The sequence below is a fragment of the Micromonospora sp. NPDC048935 genome, assembly GCF_043197875.1.
Lineage (GTDB): Bacteria > Actinomycetota > Actinomycetes > Mycobacteriales > Micromonosporaceae > Micromonospora.
On sequence record NZ_JBICTZ010000006.1, the window covers coordinates 107,124 to 124,271 of the forward strand.

Consider the following 17,148-nt stretch of genomic DNA (forward strand, 5'->3'; position numbering starts at 1 on the left):
TCGGCGTCGCCGTCTCCGTGGGGTGGCCGGGGCGGCGGCGCACGAGGCCATCAGACCATCGCCTCCAGATCAACCTCTTTGCGCAGGGCGGGCAGGGCGATCGCGAGCAGGGCGGCGGCCAGGGTGAGGCAGGCACCGACGGTGAAGGCGGTGTGGAAGCCGTCGAGCATCGCGGCCGGTGGTGCGGAACCGGCGAGATTCTTTTCGAACTGGTTGGTGGCGACGGCGGCCAGGACCGCCACTCCGATCGCGCCTCCGACCTGCTGGGAGACGTTGATCAGGCCCGACCCGGCACCTGTCTCGTCCCGACGCAGTCCGCTGACGGCGGCATTGATCACCGGCACCAGGGACAGCCCGAATCCGCAACCGGACAGCACCAGGGCAGGCAGCATCTGGCCGACGTAGCTGCCCTCGGTGGTCGTCCGCAGCAGCAGAAGTTGCCCGCCGGCGGCGACGGTCAGGCCCAGCACCAGGAGCGCACGGGCGCCGATCCGGGGCATCAGCTGGATGGCCACGCCACTGAGCACGGCGATGCTGACGCCGATCGGAATGAAGGCCAGACCGGCCTGCAAGGGCTCCCAACCCAGGACCAGTTGCAGGTACAGGGTCGTGAAGAAGAACATCCCGTACAGCCCGGCCGCGGCGAGCAGCATCAGCCCGTTGGCGACCGATACGGCGCGGTGCCGGAAGATGCCGAGCCGAATCAGGGGATCGGTGGTGCGACGCTCGTGAAGGACGAACGCGAGCAGAAGGAGGGCCGCTCCGACGAGCCCGCCGATGGTCAGCGAGTCGCTCCAGGAGCGATGTTCGGTGTTGATGACCGTGTACAGCAGCAGGACCAGACCGCCGCTGATGAGAACGCCGCCGAGCCAGTCGAGTTTCGTGCCGCCCGTGCCGGAGCCGCGAAGGCCGGTGTCCCTGGGGAGCTGGGTCAGGGTGGCGGCGGCCAGGACGATGCCGATCGGCACGTTGACCCAGAAGACCCAACGCCAGCTCACCGACTCGGTCAGCAGGCCGCCGAGGACGACGCCGGAGACCCCGGCGATGCCGGACAGGCCGCCCCACAATCCGAGTGCCTGTCGGCGTCTGGCCGGATCCGTCATCGTGGCGACCAGCAGGCTGAGTGCCGCGGGGCTCATCAGTGCCGCACCCAGGCCCTGGGCGGCCCGGGCGACGATGAGCTGGGTCGAGGTGTCCGCGAGACCCGCGCCGAGAGACGAGCCGACGAACAGCAGGAGCCCGGTGACGAACACCTTGCGGCGGCCGAAGAGATCCGCCCCGCGTCCGCCGAGCATGAGGAAACCGCCGAACAGCACCATGTAGGCGCCGACAACCCAGGCCAGTGCGGACGGGTTGGCGAAATGGAGGTCGCCGCTGATCGACGGCAACGCGACGTTGACCACCGTCTCGTCGACGATGACCAGGAACTGCGCGGTGCAGGTGATGCCGAGCACCAGTCCGGGGCGCAGGGTGCGGGTGGGCGACACCCTGGGCTTTGTCACCGACATGGAGGGCCTTCCTTGGGCTGACGTGTCCCGTGCTGAGCGCGCTCTCCCAGCTCTTCTCCAAGTGGAGTAATACTCCAACTGGAGAAGAGATTAGGACGCACGGTATGAGCCGTCAACCCGTACGCACCCTCGTACCACGTTTGTGGTGTTCCGGCGGTGTACCTTGATCCGCACTGGATGAATGGAGCCGGACTTGTGTCATCGACTCGCACCCGCATGCTCGACGCGGCGATCGAGATCATCGCGCGTGACGGCCTGCGTGCGCTGACCTTCCGCGCGATCGAAGAGGCAGCCACGGCCTCGCACGGCTCGACGATCTACTACTTCAAGCATCAGGACGGGCTCATCGCCGCCGTCCTGCAACATCTCGCCGAGCGTGATCAGGCCGCGTTGGCGCAGTCCCCGATCCTGGAGCTGCTCCGGGAGGCCGACACGGAGGAGGAGGTCGGCCGCCTCCTCGCCGGTCTGGTCGAGGAGTTCGTGGGCCGGAGCAGGGCGCTCTCCCTGGCGCGGTACGAGATCTTCCTCTACACCGCCCGGCGGCCGGAGCACGCCGAGGCCGCCGTGGCGCACTGGCGTGGAAACTTCATTCAGCTCCTGGAGCCGATGATGGCTCAGATGGGAGCCGCCGATCCCGTCGGCGCGGCCAGGTTCTTCATGTCCGCGTTCGACGGTGTCCTGCTGGGCCTGCTTATCGATCGGAGCGGTATGGACGTCGGTGAACTGGCCACGTTCCTGACCCGCCTCCTGCGCGCGGTGACCGCAGACGCCTCGGCCACCCACTGATCGAACAGGTGGGTGGCCGAGACCGGGTGACCCGCTGCCGGCTCACGCCGAGGCGCCAAACGCCGCCTCTCGTTGCCGCTGGAGCCAGCCGCGCATCAGCCAGGCGACCGGCGCGGCGGGCAGCGCCTTGCGCTCCACCGGAGTCGTGGCGGCGGAGGCCATCCACGGCGGCATGAACCTCAGTGTCCACTTCGGCGCCGACTTGAGCATCTGGCGCTCGAAGACGTCCCATTCCTTCTTGCCCAGAACGGGCTTCAGCCGGCCGTTGAGCTCACGCTCCTCGTCGGCGGTGTGCACCACCAACAACTCCCGCAACGTCGCGGTCTTGTCGGCGATCTCGGTGAGCACCGCCGGACCGTCACCCGCCGAGCCGATGGTCTTCTGTAGCTGATGGAGCAGTTCGGCAAGCTCGTGGTGCTCGGAGGTCATCAGGTCCAGTGCCTCGGCCGGGGCTCCACGCTCGCGCAGCATCGGCCACAGGACATCGTCCTCGCCCTCGTGATGATGATCGATGAGCTGGAAGATCCGGTCCGCGTACTGGATGAGGGCCGCTGTCCGCCGATCGTCCGGTCTCTGCGACAGCTCCCGCGCGGCGTCACTGATCTGTTGCAGGTCGCGCGCCATCGCCCGGTGGACGACGACCATCACGAGGTAGCCGTTCGCCACCGGTTCAGTTGTCGTGCCCAATGGTCTGCCTCCTTCGAGTGGTTTGGGAAATTCTAGTGGTGCTGGCGAGCTGTCAGGGGCCGCTAGAAGTCCACCGTGGCGGTGACCGGCAGGCGTTGCCGCTCCAGCAACCACCGGGTCTGGAACCGCTGGATCTTCCCGCTCGGCGTCCGGGGCAGCCCGTTTCTGTTGACGAAGAGACAGCGGGTCAGGGCGATCCCGCACTTGGCCCGGATGGCGGCCGCGGCCTCCGCGGCCACCAGTCCCGCGTCGCTGGAGGTGCGCTTCAGCTCCGCCAGCAGGACCAGGCCCGGGCTGACGCCCGGCTCGTCCAGCACCACGGAGCAGCCCTCCCGCACCGTGCCGAGACTCTCCACCGTGGCCTCCAGCTCCCGGGCGTAGACCTTGCGACCGCCGACGGAGAGCATGTCGTCGGTCCGGCCCACCATGTACAGCTCGCCGTCGGCGAGGAATCCGAGATCTCCGGTGCGGAGACGACCGTCGGCGAACACCCTCGCGGTCCGCTCCGGATCGTTGTGGTAGCCCTGGGCCAGGCTCGGTGACCTGACGATGATCTCCGCGAGCCGGCCGGGCTCCGCCGTTTCCACTGTCACACCCGCACACGGCCGGCCCACGGACACCACGACTGTGGCGTGCTCGTGCTCCGCGGACGTCTCGACGATGCGCCCGTCGGCCAGTTCGACCGCGTCCAGGACAATCGTCCGCGGCTTCTCGCGGTGGTCGCAGGCGGTGACCGCCAACGTCGCCTCGGCAAGGCCGTATGCCGGCATGAAGTGTTCCATCCGCAGCCCGGACGATCCGAAGGTCGCCACCGCGGCGGCCAGCACCGCGTGATCAACGCGTTCGGCACCGAGTACGCACACCCGCAGCGCCAGTTGCTTCGACAGGGGATGCCTGCCCTGCGCCCTGGTCGCCAGATGCAGTCCGGTGCTCGTGCCCGCGGTCATCGTGATGTCGTGCTCGGCGAGGTCGCGGAACCAGCTCCGGGGTGACGAGAACAGCCGTTCCGGCGCGGAGAGCCAGATGTCGCTGTCGAAGCCGAAGGTGTACAGCAGGCAACCGAAGATGCCCATGTCGTGGGAGAGCGGGAGCCAGGACGCCACCCGTTCCGTGCGATGCTCCGCCCCCAGCATCGAGTGGATCATGGAAAGCTGGCGCGACACCGCGTCGGCAGTCAGCGCGCAACCCTTCGGTCGTCCGGTGCTTCCCGAGGAGAACTGGATGAAACAGATCTCGTTGCCGGCGGGCAGTGCCGGGTCGACGCGCTCGCCGGGGCCCGCGAGCGAGGCCCAGGACCGCGTGGTCACCGCGTCCGGCGGCGGGCCACCCAGCTTCGCACGCACGTCGTCGTCGAGCAGCAACAGCTCGGCGTCCAGCTCATCGATGATCCGGCTCACCAGCCGGGCGTACTCCTCCCCGCTCATCCCGCGGCTCGGCAGCGGCAGCGAGGCGACCACTCCCCCGGCCAACCACACGGCGAGCAGGCCGACGACGGCATCCGCCGTGTTGGTCAGCACACAGGCGACCCGACTGCCCGGGCGTACACCCTGCTCGCGCAGGTGGGTGGCGGCCCGGTACGCACGGTCGATGACGTCGGCCCAGGGCAACTCGGCCCACTGCCCGTCCACCCAGGTACGCAGTGAACGGCGGGGCCGACCGCTGGTCAGCATGTCCCAGATCAGCACGGTGACACCACTGTCACTCCACGTCCGTGACGGCCATGACGTGCGTCCGGTCCCGATTGGCGAGCGGGATGTCCGGGGCGACCGGGAACGACACGCCGCGGTCCGCCGAGGCCGCGACGAGACTGCCGCCGGCCGCCTTGATCGCCATTCGTTCCGGGTCGATCCGGATCACCTTCGTGACGAGGTGCATCCGCTCCAGGGCCCAGACGACGGTCGCGGTCACGTCGATCTGCCACCAGAGCAGACCGTGCCGGGCGGAGCGGGGGAAGGCGTGGTGGTTGTTGTGCCAGGCCTCGCCGAACGAGGGCAGGGCGAGCCAGGCCACGTTACGCGACTCGTCCTCTGTCGGGTAGGCCCGCTTGCCGAAGTAGTGACCGACGGAGTTCACGGCGTACGTGATGTGATTGACCAGGAAGATCCGGACGAGTCCGCCCCACAGCATGCCGGTGAGGAACGCCGTCACGCTCTGCCCGATCGCCGCGCCGATGATTCCCGGCAGCACGATGCCGGCCAGCACGATGCCGACGAAGTGCTCGCTGATCCACCGCATCGGCTTCTCCCGCACCAGGTCGGGGCAGTACCGCATCGGATTGGATTCCAGGTTCTCGTTGAACAGCCAGCCCAGATGCGCGTGCCAGAGGCCGGCCATCATGCCTCGGAAGCCGGGCTCGAAGTCGAGATGCGGACTGTGCGGGTCACCGGGCCGGTCGGCCACCCGGTGGTGGTGCCGGTGGTGCGACACCCAGATCAGGGGCGGGCCCTGCCCGGCCATCGAGCCGACCGTGGCCAGCGAGTACCGGATCACCTTGGTCGTCTCGAAGGCGCGGTGCGCGAAGAGCCGGTGATAGCCCATCGAGATACCGAGCCCGCAGAGGACGTACATGATGGCGAGGGCGGCGACGTCCGACCAGCCGAACATGCGGTTCCACAGCAGCGCCATCGCGGCGGCGATGCCGAACAGCGGGATGACCGACGCGGCCAGGATGAACCAACGGTGTTCTCTGCCGTTCATGCGGCGTCTTCCTTTCTGGTTCGGGGGTCCGCGGCGGCGACCACCCGGTTGAGTCGATCCATGCGGGTGGCCAGGGACATCAGCCCTTCCAACCGGAACGCCGGCGGCTGCCGACCGTCGACGTCCGTGAAGCCGTACTCCGCCGCCAGGTCACCGACCGCGAGGGTGCTACCGGAGTGGCGTACCAGGTCCGGATCAGCCATCAGGGCGGCGACGGCGCGGCCGACGTACTGCGGCGTGTGCATCACCGCGGCGGGCCCCTCGCCCAACGCCGACCAGGCGGCCTCCACGCGTTCGGTACGCACGAAGCCGGGCAGCAGGCTGACCGCCGCCACCCCGTGCCGGGCCAGTTCCCGGGCCATCCCGAAGGTCTGCCGGGTGGCCGCGAACTTGCACGTGTCGTAGGCGACCTGGCCGAGGTAGGTGTCGCCGTCCTGGTAGCTCATCGACACGATCAGGCCCCGCTTCGCGGCGACCATCAGCCGGGCGGCATGCTGGCTGGTGACGTACTGGCCGCGCAGCGAAGCCGCGAACAGGTCGTACCGCCAGGCCGGTTGCTTCCAGAACGGGGCGTCGAACTTCGCGTCGGTGGACCGCTCGTACCCGGCCCAGGCGTTGTTGACCAGCAGGTCGATCCGCCCGTGCCCCTGCTCGACCCGATCGAAGAGTGCGGCGATCTCGCCCTCGTCGGTGTGGTCGCAGCGCACCGCGATACCGGTGCCGCCGGCCTGGGACACCGCGGCCGCGGTGTCGTCGACCGTGCCGGGAAGGTCCTCGGTGGTCGGTTTGCCCTTGGTGCTGCGTCCGGTCACGTACACGGTGGCGCCGGCCGCTCCCAGCGCGACGGCCACGCCCTTGCCCACCCCGCGGCTGGCGCCGGTGACCACGGCCACCACGGACCGCAGATCGGGTGCTTGCCAATCGTCCTGCACAATGTCCTCCGTCAGTTGGCCGCGGCCAGCAGGCTGCGCCGGAACGCGTCCTTGTCCCCGATCTCGGGCAGTCCGTACTCCTCGACGAGCTCGCTCATGGAACTCGGCAGGATGCCGCCGCTGGCCGCGGTCACCTCGCTGACATCGGCGAGGACCTGCACGAACCGCCGTGAGGACGGCGGCAGCGCGTCCAGTGCCGCGGCATCGAGGTCGGCGGGATGAACGATGCGGGGGACCCGGATCCGGCGGCCCGTCGACCGGGCATGCTCGATGAGGAGATCAACGGCCTCGTCGACGGTCATTGCCGCCTTGCCGTAGGTCAACCAGAACTGGCGGCCCACGTCATCCCGGCGGATCGCCTCCGCCACGGCCTTGGCGCACAGATCCTGTGCGACGACGTCGATGAGGTTGCCCGGATGCGCCGGGAAGACGTCGGCGCGCCCCCGGCCCACCCAGTCGGCGACCAACTGGACGATCTGTGGCTTGCTGGTCCAGCCGGTCGCCGAGTGGCCGATCAGATTGGTCGGGCGATACACGCTGTGCGGCACACCGGACTCCGCGAGCAGCAGCTCGGACGCCCGTTTCGACAGTACGTAGTTCGTGGTCACGTTGCCCGGGCTCAGCTTCACGGGCGACTCACCGGCCAGCGCGGCGACGAACGCCGTACTGATGTAGTGGACCGAGGCCCCGGCGGCGCGTGCGAAGTCGATGACGTGCCGGGTGCCGGCGATGTTGACGCCCTCGTAGTCCTCGGCGGGCCGTCCCCACTCGGTGAGCGCCGCGGAGTGGATGACGGTGCCCACGCGCCGCGTCAGGGACTCGTACACCTCCGGTGGGAGGCCGAAGCTCGGACGGGAGATGTCACCTGTCACCACCTCCGGCCCGGGGGCAGGCAACCTGCCCCGCCGCAGCAGGCAGATCACCGGCTGGCCGGTCAGTTCGGCCAGCAGGGCCTGCCCGACCACCCCGGCGGCTCCCGTGAGCAGGATGGCTCGCGCGGTCATCTGTTCGCTTCCCTCCACTCGATCAGCCGGCTCATCGCCCGTACACCGACGAAGGCGAGCGGCTCCGGCGGGAAGCGAGGCTCCCGGCCGTTGACGAAGAACAGGTTGGTGAAGTCGGAGTCCTTCTCCAGGACGAGGTCGCGCAGCACCTTGCCGCCCAGATGGCTCGCGGCGATGCCGTTGCCGCAGTAGCCGTAGCCGTGGTAGAGGCCCGGCTGGCGACTGCCGAAGTGCGGGACGAGGTCCCGGGTGATGTCGACACAACCGCCGTACGTGTGGCTGAACCGCACGTCGGACCACATCGGGAAGTACCGCGCGAACGACGCCCGCAGATCGGCGAAGACCGCCGCGTCGCCGGCCCGCCGGGCACCCATGTCGCGGCGGAGATGGTACCGGGCCGGGCCGCCGGCCCACATGACGCGGTTGTCGGCGGTGAACCGGCCGCAGTTGAGGAAGGTCCGGGTCTCCACCAGGCCCTCGCGTCGCGGCCAGTGCACCCTGGCCCGTTGCTCGTCGGTCAACGGCTCGCTGACCATGGCGTAGCTCCACACCGGGAGGACCTGACGGCCGTACCCGGGGAGCCGGTGCTGTGCCGCGCTGGTGGCGAGTACGACCTTCGTGGCGTCGACCCGGCCGTGCGGCGTGCGGACCCGCCAGCCGCCGGTCGCGGGCTCCACCGCGTCGGCCGGCGTCTGTTCGTACACGGCGACGCCCATGGCGCGCACCGTCGCGTACAGACCACGGGCCAGTTTGAACGGGTTGACGATCGCGCCTCCGGTGAGCACGGCGGCCTGGATCGCCGGCGACCCGATGTGTTCCCGCGCCGCCGCGGCGTCGAGCACGGTCATCTCGAACCGGGGTCCGATCCGCGCGGCCAGGGCCTGGCCCTGCCTGAGCCGGTCGACCTGGGCCCGGTTCACGGCCACCATGAGGTAGTTGTTGGCCTCGTAGTCGGCGTTGACGCTGTGGCGGCGCAGGAACCGCCCGATGTCGAGAATGGACCGGCCGATGGCGTCGCAGGCCGCGGCGGCCCGCTCCGTCCCGTGCAGGCGGACGATCTGTTCGAGGTCCTTACCGATCGTCGGCGTGACGAAGCCGTCGGCCGTGCCCGATGCCGCACCGCCCACCAGATCGCGTTCGACCACGCAGACGTTCAGTGCGGGAGCCTCCTGTTTGAGGAGGTAGGCCGTCCACAACCCGGTGAAACCGCCGCCGACGATGCAGACGTCCGCGGTCGTCGTGCCTTCGAGCGGCGCGGCGGGGGCGTCGGTGGTGCCGTCCTGCCAGAAGATCCGGCTGCGGCGCGGCGTCGAAGTCCTCGTGGCCATCACACCGCCTCGTAGATCACTCGGGCCAGGCCCAGGTGCCGGCGCCGGAACTGTTCGGCCGCCGCACTCAGGTAGCGCTCGTAGTCCGCCACCACCTCGGGCCCGACGATCGTGATCGCCTCGCCACGGTTGCGCCTCAGCCGGCGCAGCCATTCCTGAAGGGTCGACACGTAGTGGTCCGGATCGTTGCGCACGGAGACCACCTCGAACAGGTTCTCGCTGGCCTCCACCAGTTCCGCCATGGTCGGCAGGACCGACTCCGGGAAGATCGTCTCGATGATGAACATCATGTCCCGGACCGTCTGCCGGTCCATCCGATTGTTGTTGCCCTTGACGTTGGTCTGCAGGGCCAGTCGGTTGCCGGGCTGACGCATCGACTCGCGGCAGAACTCGAAGAAGGAGCGGTAGGCCCGCATCCGCTCGACCCGGGGCAGGTCGAACCGCGCGAAGTGCTCGAACGCGCCGATCGACACGATGGCGTCGTATGGCGCGTCCGGACGGTGATCGATCCAGTTCTCGACGCGGACGTCGACGCCCGGCGGTTGCGCCTGGTCGCGTACCCACTCGGCCTGGGAGGGGCTCAGCGTCAGGCCGATCGGCTGCCGTACGCCGTATCCGTACGCCGCCCGGCGCAGCGCGCTGCCCCAGCCGCAACCCACGTCCAGAAGACGCTCCGCGATGCTGGCCTTGGCGCCCTTCAGCAGGTAGTCCAGCTTGCGTTGCTGGGCGCGTTCGAGGGTGTCCCCGGGTTCCCACAAGGCGCAGGTGTAGGTGCGGCTCTCGTCCAGCCACAGCCCGAAGAACTCGTTGGAGACGTCGTAGTGGTGGGTGATGGCTTTGGCGGTCGCTCCGAGGTACGCCGTCGTCATGACTGGGTTTCGGTCAGGGCGGTGCTGTTCGCCAGTTCGACGAGGTCGCCGATGGTAACGATGTCGGCTGCCCGGCCGGCGTCGAACTCGATTCCCAGGCGGTCCTCGATCGTGAATACGATGTCCGCCGTTTGCAAACTTGAGAGGCCGATGTCGCGAAGTGAGGAATTAGCGTCGAGGCCGTGGTCGGCGTGGCTGCCGAGCTTTGCGTTGATCAGATCGACGACGTCCTGAACCGTAACCGCCACAGTGGTCTCCCCAAATTTTGGTTTCAAACTGAATTAACTCAGTCGATCCTGTAGTCAGAGCCTGACACGGAGGGCCGGGCGCGGGCAAGGCCGTATAGCTGCGGTTGCGGGAGTCCACGGCCGCTAATTACGCGCTTGTCGCCATTCCCTTGTTTAGCCACCGTAAGTCGTTGCCTGATCTCGCCGCCCTGTGGTTACGTGAGCCGTTCAGCGAGCGTCGGGCTCAGGTGAGGGGTTTGTAATGGCATACCAGAAAATTGAATTAGCGGAGATCCCGGGCCTTATCCGGTGCGAGACGACCACCCGGGACGAGGGATTCGCCCTGGCCGCCGACATGACGCGCGCCGTCTATTCGCATGAGCAGATCTACGGCCAGTTCTGCACGCTCCAGGACTACATCGACGCGCCGATCGACGAGGTCTACGCCTACCTGGCCGACATCCAGAACCTCAACGAGTGGACCTACAGCACCCGGGGCTTCGACGAGACCGACGAGGACGGGTTGTTCGTGGGAGTGGACACCCTGGTCGACGACACGAAGATCTACATGCGCCTCCAGGCCGACCCGCAGGCCCGTACGCTCGACTACCACTGCGCCTGGGACCAGGGCAAAGACCTCTGGATGGTCTATCTGATCAGGCTCATCGACGCGAATGTCGTCCTCAACCGACCGGGAACGGTCCTGGTGTGGACGAACTGCCACCACCCCAACTACGACAAGAACCCGTACCCCGAACTCGCGCCGAGCCCCAACCGGACCTGGGTCGGTGACATGTGGGGCCTCTTCTACGCCGGCCACGCGGTGGAGCTGGCGAATCTCAAGGCGATTCTGGAGCGTCGGCACGGGAGCGGGGCACGGCAGGTCGCCCCGTGACCACCACGCCGGTCAGCATCATCGACATCGCCCGGTATCTGCCCGGCGAGCCGGTCGGCACGGAGTTCTTCGCCGAGCGAATCGCCCCGGACAGCAGGCTGAACTGGGAAAACCCGATGTTCGTGCCGCCGAAGTCGCGACATCTCGTCGATCGGGACACCACTGCCGCGGACATGATCGAACGGGCGGCGGACACGCTCTTCGCGAGGTTGGGCGGGCAGGCCCGCCGGGACGTGGACATCATCCTCACCAACGTGCTGTTGCCGGACATGCCGCATGCCGGTGCCGGTGCGACGGTGGCACACCGGCTCGGTGCGAGCCCCAGCTGGGTCCTGGACATCCACAACGCCGGCTGCGCGTCGTTCGTCGTGATGCTGCGGCTCGCCAAGATGCTCATCGAAACGACACCGGCGCGCTCGGCCCTGCTCTGCAACGTGCAGAACTCTGCCGGACTGGTCTTCACCCAGCCGAACAACCTGCGCAATCCGCCGTCGGCCATCCCCGGCGACGGCGCCGCGGTGGCCTACGTGACCGCCTCCGCCGAGTCGCCGGTCCTCGACGTCGAGGTGGTGAACCGGCCGGAGGCGGCGCCGGACATGCAGATCGAACGCGAGGACGGCAGCCTGTACTGGGAGCCGGGCGAGGCGGAACTGAACGTGAAGTTCACCGAGGCCAGCGTTGCGAAGATCATTTCGCGGGGTAATCGCCTCGTCCCCGAGGTCGTCGAGACGGTCTGCCGGCGGATCGGCGCCAAGTCCAGCGAGATCGACGTCCTCGTCACCAACCAGCCGAACCGGATGTTCCTCCGGAACTGGTCCGAGGCGCTGCAACTGCCACCGGGTCGGCACCTGGACACCTTCGACCGGTACGGCAACCTGTTCGGCGCCGGGGCGCCGATCACGCTGTCCCACGCGATCGAGGAGGACACGATCCCGGCCGGCGCGCTTGTCGTCGTGGCGGGCTTCGCCCATGCCGGAGACCTGGCCGCGGCTGCGGCCCTGCGGTGGAGGGCCGCGGCATGAGAACGATCGCCGGCGCGCTCATCGATGCCCTCGACGACCTGGGTGTGCGGCACGTGTTCGGGGTCGGCGGGGCCAACATCGAGCACGTGTTCGACGCACTGCACCAGCGGCGTGCCGGCCGGATCAGCTCGTTTCTGGCCAAGCGGGAGGACGGCGCGGCGTTCATGGCCGACGGGGTCGCCCGGGCCTACGGCACGCTTGGTGTGTGCTGTTCCACGTCCGGTGGCGGCATGATGAATCTGGCCGTCGGGCTGGCCGAGGCGCACAACGACGGGATCCCGGTGCTCGCCCTGGTGGGCCAGTCACCCGCCGTCTCCGACGGGCTCGGCGCCTTCCAGGAGTCCACCGGCCGGCCCGGTACGGTCGACGCGCACGGCCTGCTGCGGTCGATCACCAAGTACACGGGCCGGATCACCGGCAGCGACGACTGCTGGGTGGAGTTGCGGGCGGCGCTGACCGCGGCCCTGTCCGGCCGGCCCGGCCCGGCGGCGCTCCTGGTGCCGCGGGACGTGTTCGCGGCACCGGCCGGCCCGGCGCCGGCGGACTGGCCGGCCGGGTTGTCGGAGTTCGCCGGGCGTCAGGAGGTGCCCCCGGAGCCGTTGCGGGAGATCTTCGACGCCTTGAGCCGGGCCGTCGCGCCGGTACTGCTCCTCGGCCCGGAACTGCGATCGTCGCCGGACGGGGACGCGGCGGTCGCCTTCGCTCGCCGGGCCCGCATCCCGGTGGCGGCCTCGATGTCCAACCGCGGTGATCTCGACGAGGACGACCCGCTGTACCTCGGCGTCGTCGGCGTGGCCGGGCACCCGTCGGTGCACCGGTACCTGCTCGAACAGGCCGATCTCGTGGTGGCTGCCGGTTCGGACCTGGGTTTCCTGACCCGGGGGCCGATCCTCGACCTGAAGCCCGACCGCGTGGTCGTGATCGCGCACGACGGGTCGGTCGCCCGCCGGTCCGGTGCGGCGGACCTGGTCGTCGAGACCGATGCCGGTCAGATGTTCCGGGCCCTCGGCGACCTGCTCACCGCCGAGCCCTTTCAGGCCCCACCATTCGAGTACGAGCTGCGCCACTACACGCCGGAGCTGGAGGTGGAGAGCGTCGTGCCGGCGGAGGAGTCCTTGCTGGCCAGCGAGGCGATCGACCTGCTGGGCGAGTACCTGCGTCCGGGTGACCGGTTGCTCACCGACGCGGGCAACTGCGGGGCGGCAGCCGCCCACCTGATCACGCTGCCGACGGGAGGGCGGGCGTTCACGGCCTTCGGCATGGGCGGGATGGGGTACACCGTGCCCGCCGCGATCGGCATGCAACTGGGTGCTCCCTCCGGGCGCACCATGGTCATGCTCGGCGACGGCGCCTTCCTCATGAACGGCCTGGAGATCCACACGGCCGCCGAGTTGGGCCTGCCGATCCTGTACGTCGTCTTCAACAACGCGGGACACGCCATGTGTGCGTCCCGGCAACGGCAGATGTTCGGTGGCCGGATCGAAGGCTCCCTCTACCACCCGGTGGACGTCGTCTCCGTGGCCCGCGGACTGGGGCGGCCCGACGATCTCTGGGTCGGTTCGGCCGGGGCGCTGCCCGAACTGCGCGCACTGCTGACGGAGTACCACGCGGGCCATGACGATCGGCCCGGGGTGCTGGAGCTGCGGCTGCGTCGTGACGAGATTCCGCCCATGATGCCGTTCGTGGCCGCGGACGCCCCCACCCATGCGCTCACCGGGCGGCGGGTGCGTCCGGGAGACCGCTCATGACAGCCGGCCGAGTGGTGATCGTCGGTGCGGGCCTCACCGGCCCGCTGCTCGGCATGCTCATGGCGCGTCGTGGCTACGAGGTGGACATCATCGAGGGTCGACCCGACCTGCGGCTTGGCGGCGAGCGGACGCTGCGGTCGGTCAACCTGACCCTGTCGGAGCGTGGTCTGCGTGCGCTGCGCGAAGTGGGGCTCGAGCAGGAGGTGATCACCAAACTTGGGCAGCCGTTGCGCGCTCGTGCCGTACACCTGGCGAGCGGCGCGGTCAATCTGCTGCCCTACGGGCACAACGGAGAGCAGGTTCTCTACGCGGTGTCCCGCGCCGGGTTGTCCTCGCTGCTCGTCGACGAGGCGGAGAAGTGCCATGGCGTACGGTTTCATTTCGGCGTGAAATGTCTGGAGGTGGACCGGACAGCACCCGCGGTGGTCGGGTTGGAGACCGCCACCGGCCGGCGTCGGCGCTTCACCGGTGATCTCGTCGTCGGTGCCGACGGCACCCATTCGACGGTTCGCCGCTACGTCCAGCACGGCGCGTTCGCCGACCTCCAGATGCACTACGTGCCCTGGCGGTACAAGGAGATCGTCATCAAGGGGGAGCTCGACCCCACCGTGCTGCACGCGTGGCCGCGCGGGGACCGGATGATGTTCGCCCTGCCCAACGTGGACGGCACGTTCAACGGTGTGTGCGTGTTGCCGGCCGGCGAAGCAGACGGCTTCGACGCACTGGACACGCCGGAACGGATCCGTCGCTGCTTCGACGAGACCTTCGGTGACGTCTCCGGGCTCATTCCCGACCTGGAGGAACAGGTGTCCAGAAGCCCGGTGTCCGCCTTTCCGACCATGCTCACCTCGCAGTGGTACCACGGCGACACGGTGGTGCTGGTGGGCGACGCCTGCCACAGTGTCGTGCCGTTCTTCGGGCAGGGAATGAACGCCGGGTTCGAGGATTGCCTGGAGCTCAGCCGGTGTGTCGCGGAAACCCCCGACCGGGCGACCGCGTTCGCCACCTACCAGCGACGCAGGGAGCCGCAGAGCGCGATTCTGGCGAAGCTGTCCCTCGACAACTTCGCGGAGATGCGCGAGTCCGGTCCGCAGCACCGGGTGGCGGCCCGCAAGTATCTGCTGCATTGGCTGTATAGGCGGTCAGGTGGCCGGATTGTGCCCATATACACGATGATCGCTCACTCTGCCGTGCCGTATATGGATTGCGTGGCGCGCGCCGAGCGGCAGGACCGCCTGTTGCGCCGCTGTGGCGCCGATATCGCCGTTTCCCTGATAACCATGGCGGCGATGGCGCGCCGCGTGTGGCAACGTGCCTGGCAAGGCGGTCGGGCCGAGAGAGCGGCGGCTCGCGCGAGCCGATGGTCGAGGGTTCCGCTCTGAGGCCGAGCCCGCCATATCCGCGCTTTCGGCTTGGTATCACTGCGGGAAGTCGTTACCGTGCCACCATTCAGGCTGGATTGATCGTTTCACGTTCCATCTGGAGGGGGCCCCGGAGGAGCCGACACTCTTGATCAAGAGAGATGGGGGGCGCAAGCCGGGGTGAACGGAACATGAAGTTGATCAATTCCAGCGCAGGTTGTGGAATTCTCAACGTGTAGAAGATAGCTCCAATCGGGGATGGGGATATCCATTGCAAATGGTTCGGGAACTCGACAAATTGGACCGTGATCCGAGGCTGGGGGACGTCTATCCCAACCTGGCTTTGAATGTGGAGACGATGCTGCGGCGGCTGCACGGCCGGATCTCCGGCTGCTTCGCCCGAGCGGAGCCACGGGAACGGGCATTGCAGTACCTCCTCGGCCTCGCCGGGGGATCCGACGTCGATGCGGCCGGGCGGCGCAATGTCGCCAGCTACTCGCGCGAGGCACGCGCGGACGGCGCACAACGACTGCTCACCACCGCGCAGTGGGACGACGCCGACGCGCGGCGCAAACTGCGCGAGGTCGTCCGGTCCAGCGTCGGAGCGGCGGGCTGCCTCTACGTCGTCGAGGCGACGTTTCCCAAGAAGGGCAACGCCCCGGCCGGAGTGGATTACCAGTACCGGCCCGAGAGTGGGCGGGCACAGAATTGCCAGTGTGCGCTGTTCCTGCTGCACGTCACGCCGGATATCCGATTGTTCATGCTGGATCTCGGTCTCTACCTGCCGCCGGCCTGGATCAGCGACCGCGACCGGCGTGCGCGCGGACGGATCCCGGACGGCCTGCCCTACCGGTCGAAGTCAGCGATAGCCCGGGATCTGATCCTCTCCGCCATGGACAACGGTTTCCGGCCCGACCGGGTCTACCTGTCCCTGCACTGCAGGGACAGCCGGGGCGTACTGGATGCGTTGCAGCAGCGTCAGATCCCGCACCTGGCCGGCCTCAGCCTCGACGAACTGGGCCGGGTGGCCCGGATCGACGCGGCGGCGCCGGTGATGCGCGACGACGCACGGCGCTCGGGTGACACCGCGCAGCGCGGCCGGGAAGCCCTCCCGCGCGGCCCCGTCACCGTGCGGTTCGCACCAGCGAACAGCCGGGATGGCCGCAGTGCCAGCCCCTACCAGCAGGCCAGAGCGGGCTACCAGATGTTCACCAGCGACGTGGTCCGCAGCATCGCGGAGCGTCGCTACGTCGAACGGCGCTGGAAGGACATCCGGAGCGACATCCGGATGGACCGGTACGAGGTGCGCAGCTGGCGTGGCTGGTACCGACACATGACTCTCGCCATGACTGTGCAGCTGGCCAACGAGCTGACCCTGGCCGGTCCGGCTGACGGAGAACTCGGAGCCTGACGTGGACAATGACATGATCCTCAAGCTGGCGGCGGACAACGTCGAGTACGGCGACGTCGACCGCCTGGTGAACATCTACTGGGCGCTGTCCAGCACCCTGGTGCAGGGGGTGGCGGGGGACGTGGTGGAGGCCGGCTGCCACGCCGGCAACACGAGTGTCTTCCTGCAACGGCTTATCGAGGAGTTCGCACCCGAGCGCGAGTTGCACCTCTACGACTCTTTCGAGGGTCTGCCGAAGCCGAGCGAACACGACACGTTCCTCACCGAGGGCGCGCTGAAGGTGGATCTCACCGACCTGAAGGCCACGTTCGAGAAGTGGGAGCTGCCGCTCCCGAACGTCCACGCCGGGTGGTTCGACGAGACACTGCCCACCCAACTGCCCGAGCGGGTCTGCTTCGCCTATCTCGACGGCGACTACTACGAGTCGATCCAGGTCAGCCTCGAACACATCTACCCGCGACTCAGCGACGGCGGCATCCTCATCGTCGACGACTACTGCGACAGCGGGCGCAATCCGCAGGCATTCGACCGGTTCTCCGGCCCGAAGCGAGCGTGCGACGAGTTCTTCGCCGACAAGCCGGAGAAGGTGTCCGTGCTGGTCGGCTCGGGCGACCTCGCTTTCGGCTACATCCGTAAGGGCTGGGTGGCACCCGCGGGGCACTGATCAGCCGAC

General features: G+C 68.5%; 16 protein-coding genes. 7 read left to right on the top strand and 9 right to left on the bottom strand.

Annotated elements, in window-relative coordinates; translation table 11 throughout:
• Nucleotides 1-50: 50 nt before the first annotated feature.
• Nucleotides 51-1,508: an MFS transporter gene (locus tag ACGFIW_RS18380; protein WP_393316763.1), complete on the bottom strand. Its 1,458-nt coding sequence runs from the start codon at nucleotides 1,506-1,508 to the stop codon at nucleotides 51-53.
• 195 nt (nucleotides 1,509-1,703) lie between these two features.
• Between ACGFIW_RS18380 and ACGFIW_RS18385 the strand changes: the two genes are divergently transcribed.
• A complete protein-coding gene (locus tag ACGFIW_RS18385; protein WP_393316766.1) occupies nucleotides 1,704-2,294 on the top strand; it encodes a TetR/AcrR family transcriptional regulator in 591 nt (196 codons plus the stop codon).
• A gap of 42 nt (nucleotides 2,295-2,336) precedes the next feature.
• Here the strand turns inward: ACGFIW_RS18385 and ACGFIW_RS18390 are convergent, their stop codons facing one another.
• The 8 genes from ACGFIW_RS18390 to ACGFIW_RS18425 all read right to left on the bottom strand — a co-directional run bounded on the left by ACGFIW_RS18390 (nucleotide 2,337) and on the right by ACGFIW_RS18425 (nucleotide 10,059).
• Nucleotides 2,337-2,981 carry a hemerythrin domain-containing protein gene (locus ACGFIW_RS18390; RefSeq protein WP_393316769.1) on the bottom strand — a complete coding sequence of 215 codons (645 nt, stop codon included), beginning with the start codon at nucleotides 2,979-2,981 and terminating at the stop codon, nucleotides 2,337-2,339.
• A gap of 62 nt (nucleotides 2,982-3,043) precedes the next feature.
• A complete protein-coding gene (locus ACGFIW_RS18395; protein ID WP_393316772.1) occupies nucleotides 3,044-4,666 on the bottom strand; it encodes an AMP-binding protein in 1,623 nt (540 codons plus the stop codon).
• A 13-nt stretch (nucleotides 4,667-4,679) separates the two neighbouring features.
• Complete coding sequence (locus tag ACGFIW_RS18400; RefSeq protein WP_393316775.1) at nucleotides 4,680-5,678, bottom strand: acyl-CoA desaturase; 999 nt, start codon at nucleotides 5,676-5,678, stop codon at nucleotides 4,680-4,682.
• Nucleotides 5,675-6,610 carry an SDR family NAD(P)-dependent oxidoreductase gene (locus ACGFIW_RS18405; RefSeq protein WP_393316778.1) on the bottom strand — a complete coding sequence of 312 codons (936 nt, stop codon included), beginning with the start codon at nucleotides 6,608-6,610 and terminating at the stop codon, nucleotides 5,675-5,677. Before ACGFIW_RS18405 ends, ACGFIW_RS18400 begins: the two co-directional genes overlap by 4 nt.
• Nucleotides 6,611-6,621: 11 nt before the next feature.
• Nucleotides 6,622-7,614: an SDR family oxidoreductase gene (locus ACGFIW_RS18410; RefSeq protein ID WP_393316781.1), complete on the bottom strand. Its 993-nt coding sequence runs from the start codon at nucleotides 7,612-7,614 to the stop codon at nucleotides 6,622-6,624.
• The gene (locus ACGFIW_RS18415) at nucleotides 7,611-8,942 is read right to left on the bottom strand and encodes an NAD(P)/FAD-dependent oxidoreductase (RefSeq protein WP_393316784.1); all 1,332 of its coding nucleotides are present in this window, start codon (nucleotides 8,940-8,942) and stop codon (nucleotides 7,611-7,613) included. The genes ACGFIW_RS18410 and ACGFIW_RS18415 overlap by 4 nt, the downstream gene beginning before the upstream one ends.
• On the bottom strand, nucleotides 8,942-9,811 hold the full coding sequence (locus ACGFIW_RS18420) for a class I SAM-dependent methyltransferase (protein WP_393316787.1): 870 nt from the start codon (nucleotides 9,809-9,811) through the stop codon (nucleotides 8,942-8,944). Before ACGFIW_RS18420 ends, ACGFIW_RS18415 begins: the two co-directional genes overlap by 1 nt.
• Nucleotides 9,808-10,059 (bottom strand): acyl carrier protein, encoded by a 252-nt coding sequence (locus tag ACGFIW_RS18425; protein ID WP_393316790.1) that lies wholly within the window; start codon nucleotides 10,057-10,059, stop codon nucleotides 9,808-9,810. The genes ACGFIW_RS18420 and ACGFIW_RS18425 overlap by 4 nt, the downstream gene beginning before the upstream one ends.
• Nucleotides 10,060-10,300: 241 nt before the next feature.
• Between ACGFIW_RS18425 and ACGFIW_RS18430 the strand changes: the two genes are divergently transcribed.
• From ACGFIW_RS18430 to ACGFIW_RS18455, 6 genes are all read left to right on the top strand, one after another.
• Nucleotides 10,301-10,933 (top strand): SRPBCC family protein, encoded by a 633-nt coding sequence (locus ACGFIW_RS18430; protein WP_393316793.1) that lies wholly within the window; start codon nucleotides 10,301-10,303, stop codon nucleotides 10,931-10,933.
• Complete coding sequence (locus tag ACGFIW_RS18435; protein ID WP_393316795.1) at nucleotides 10,930-11,955, top strand: 3-oxoacyl-ACP synthase III family protein; 1,026 nt, start codon at nucleotides 10,930-10,932, stop codon at nucleotides 11,953-11,955. Before ACGFIW_RS18430 ends, ACGFIW_RS18435 begins: the two co-directional genes overlap by 4 nt.
• On the top strand, nucleotides 11,952-13,703 hold the full coding sequence (locus ACGFIW_RS18440) for a thiamine pyrophosphate-binding protein (protein WP_393316798.1): 1,752 nt from the start codon (nucleotides 11,952-11,954) through the stop codon (nucleotides 13,701-13,703). Before ACGFIW_RS18435 ends, ACGFIW_RS18440 begins: the two co-directional genes overlap by 4 nt.
• A complete protein-coding gene (locus ACGFIW_RS18445; protein WP_393316801.1) occupies nucleotides 13,700-15,085 on the top strand; it encodes an FAD-dependent oxidoreductase in 1,386 nt (461 codons plus the stop codon). Before ACGFIW_RS18440 ends, ACGFIW_RS18445 begins: the two co-directional genes overlap by 4 nt.
• Before the next feature lie 256 nt (nucleotides 15,086-15,341).
• On the top strand, nucleotides 15,342-16,475 hold the full coding sequence (locus ACGFIW_RS18450; RefSeq protein ID WP_393316804.1) for a transposase: 1,134 nt from the start codon (nucleotides 15,342-15,344) through the stop codon (nucleotides 16,473-16,475).
• Nucleotide 16,476: 1 nt separating this feature from the next.
• On the top strand, nucleotides 16,477-17,139 hold the full coding sequence (locus ACGFIW_RS18455) for a TylF/MycF/NovP-related O-methyltransferase (protein WP_393316807.1): 663 nt from the start codon (nucleotides 16,477-16,479) through the stop codon (nucleotides 17,137-17,139).
• Nucleotides 17,140-17,148 lie beyond the last annotated feature (9 nt).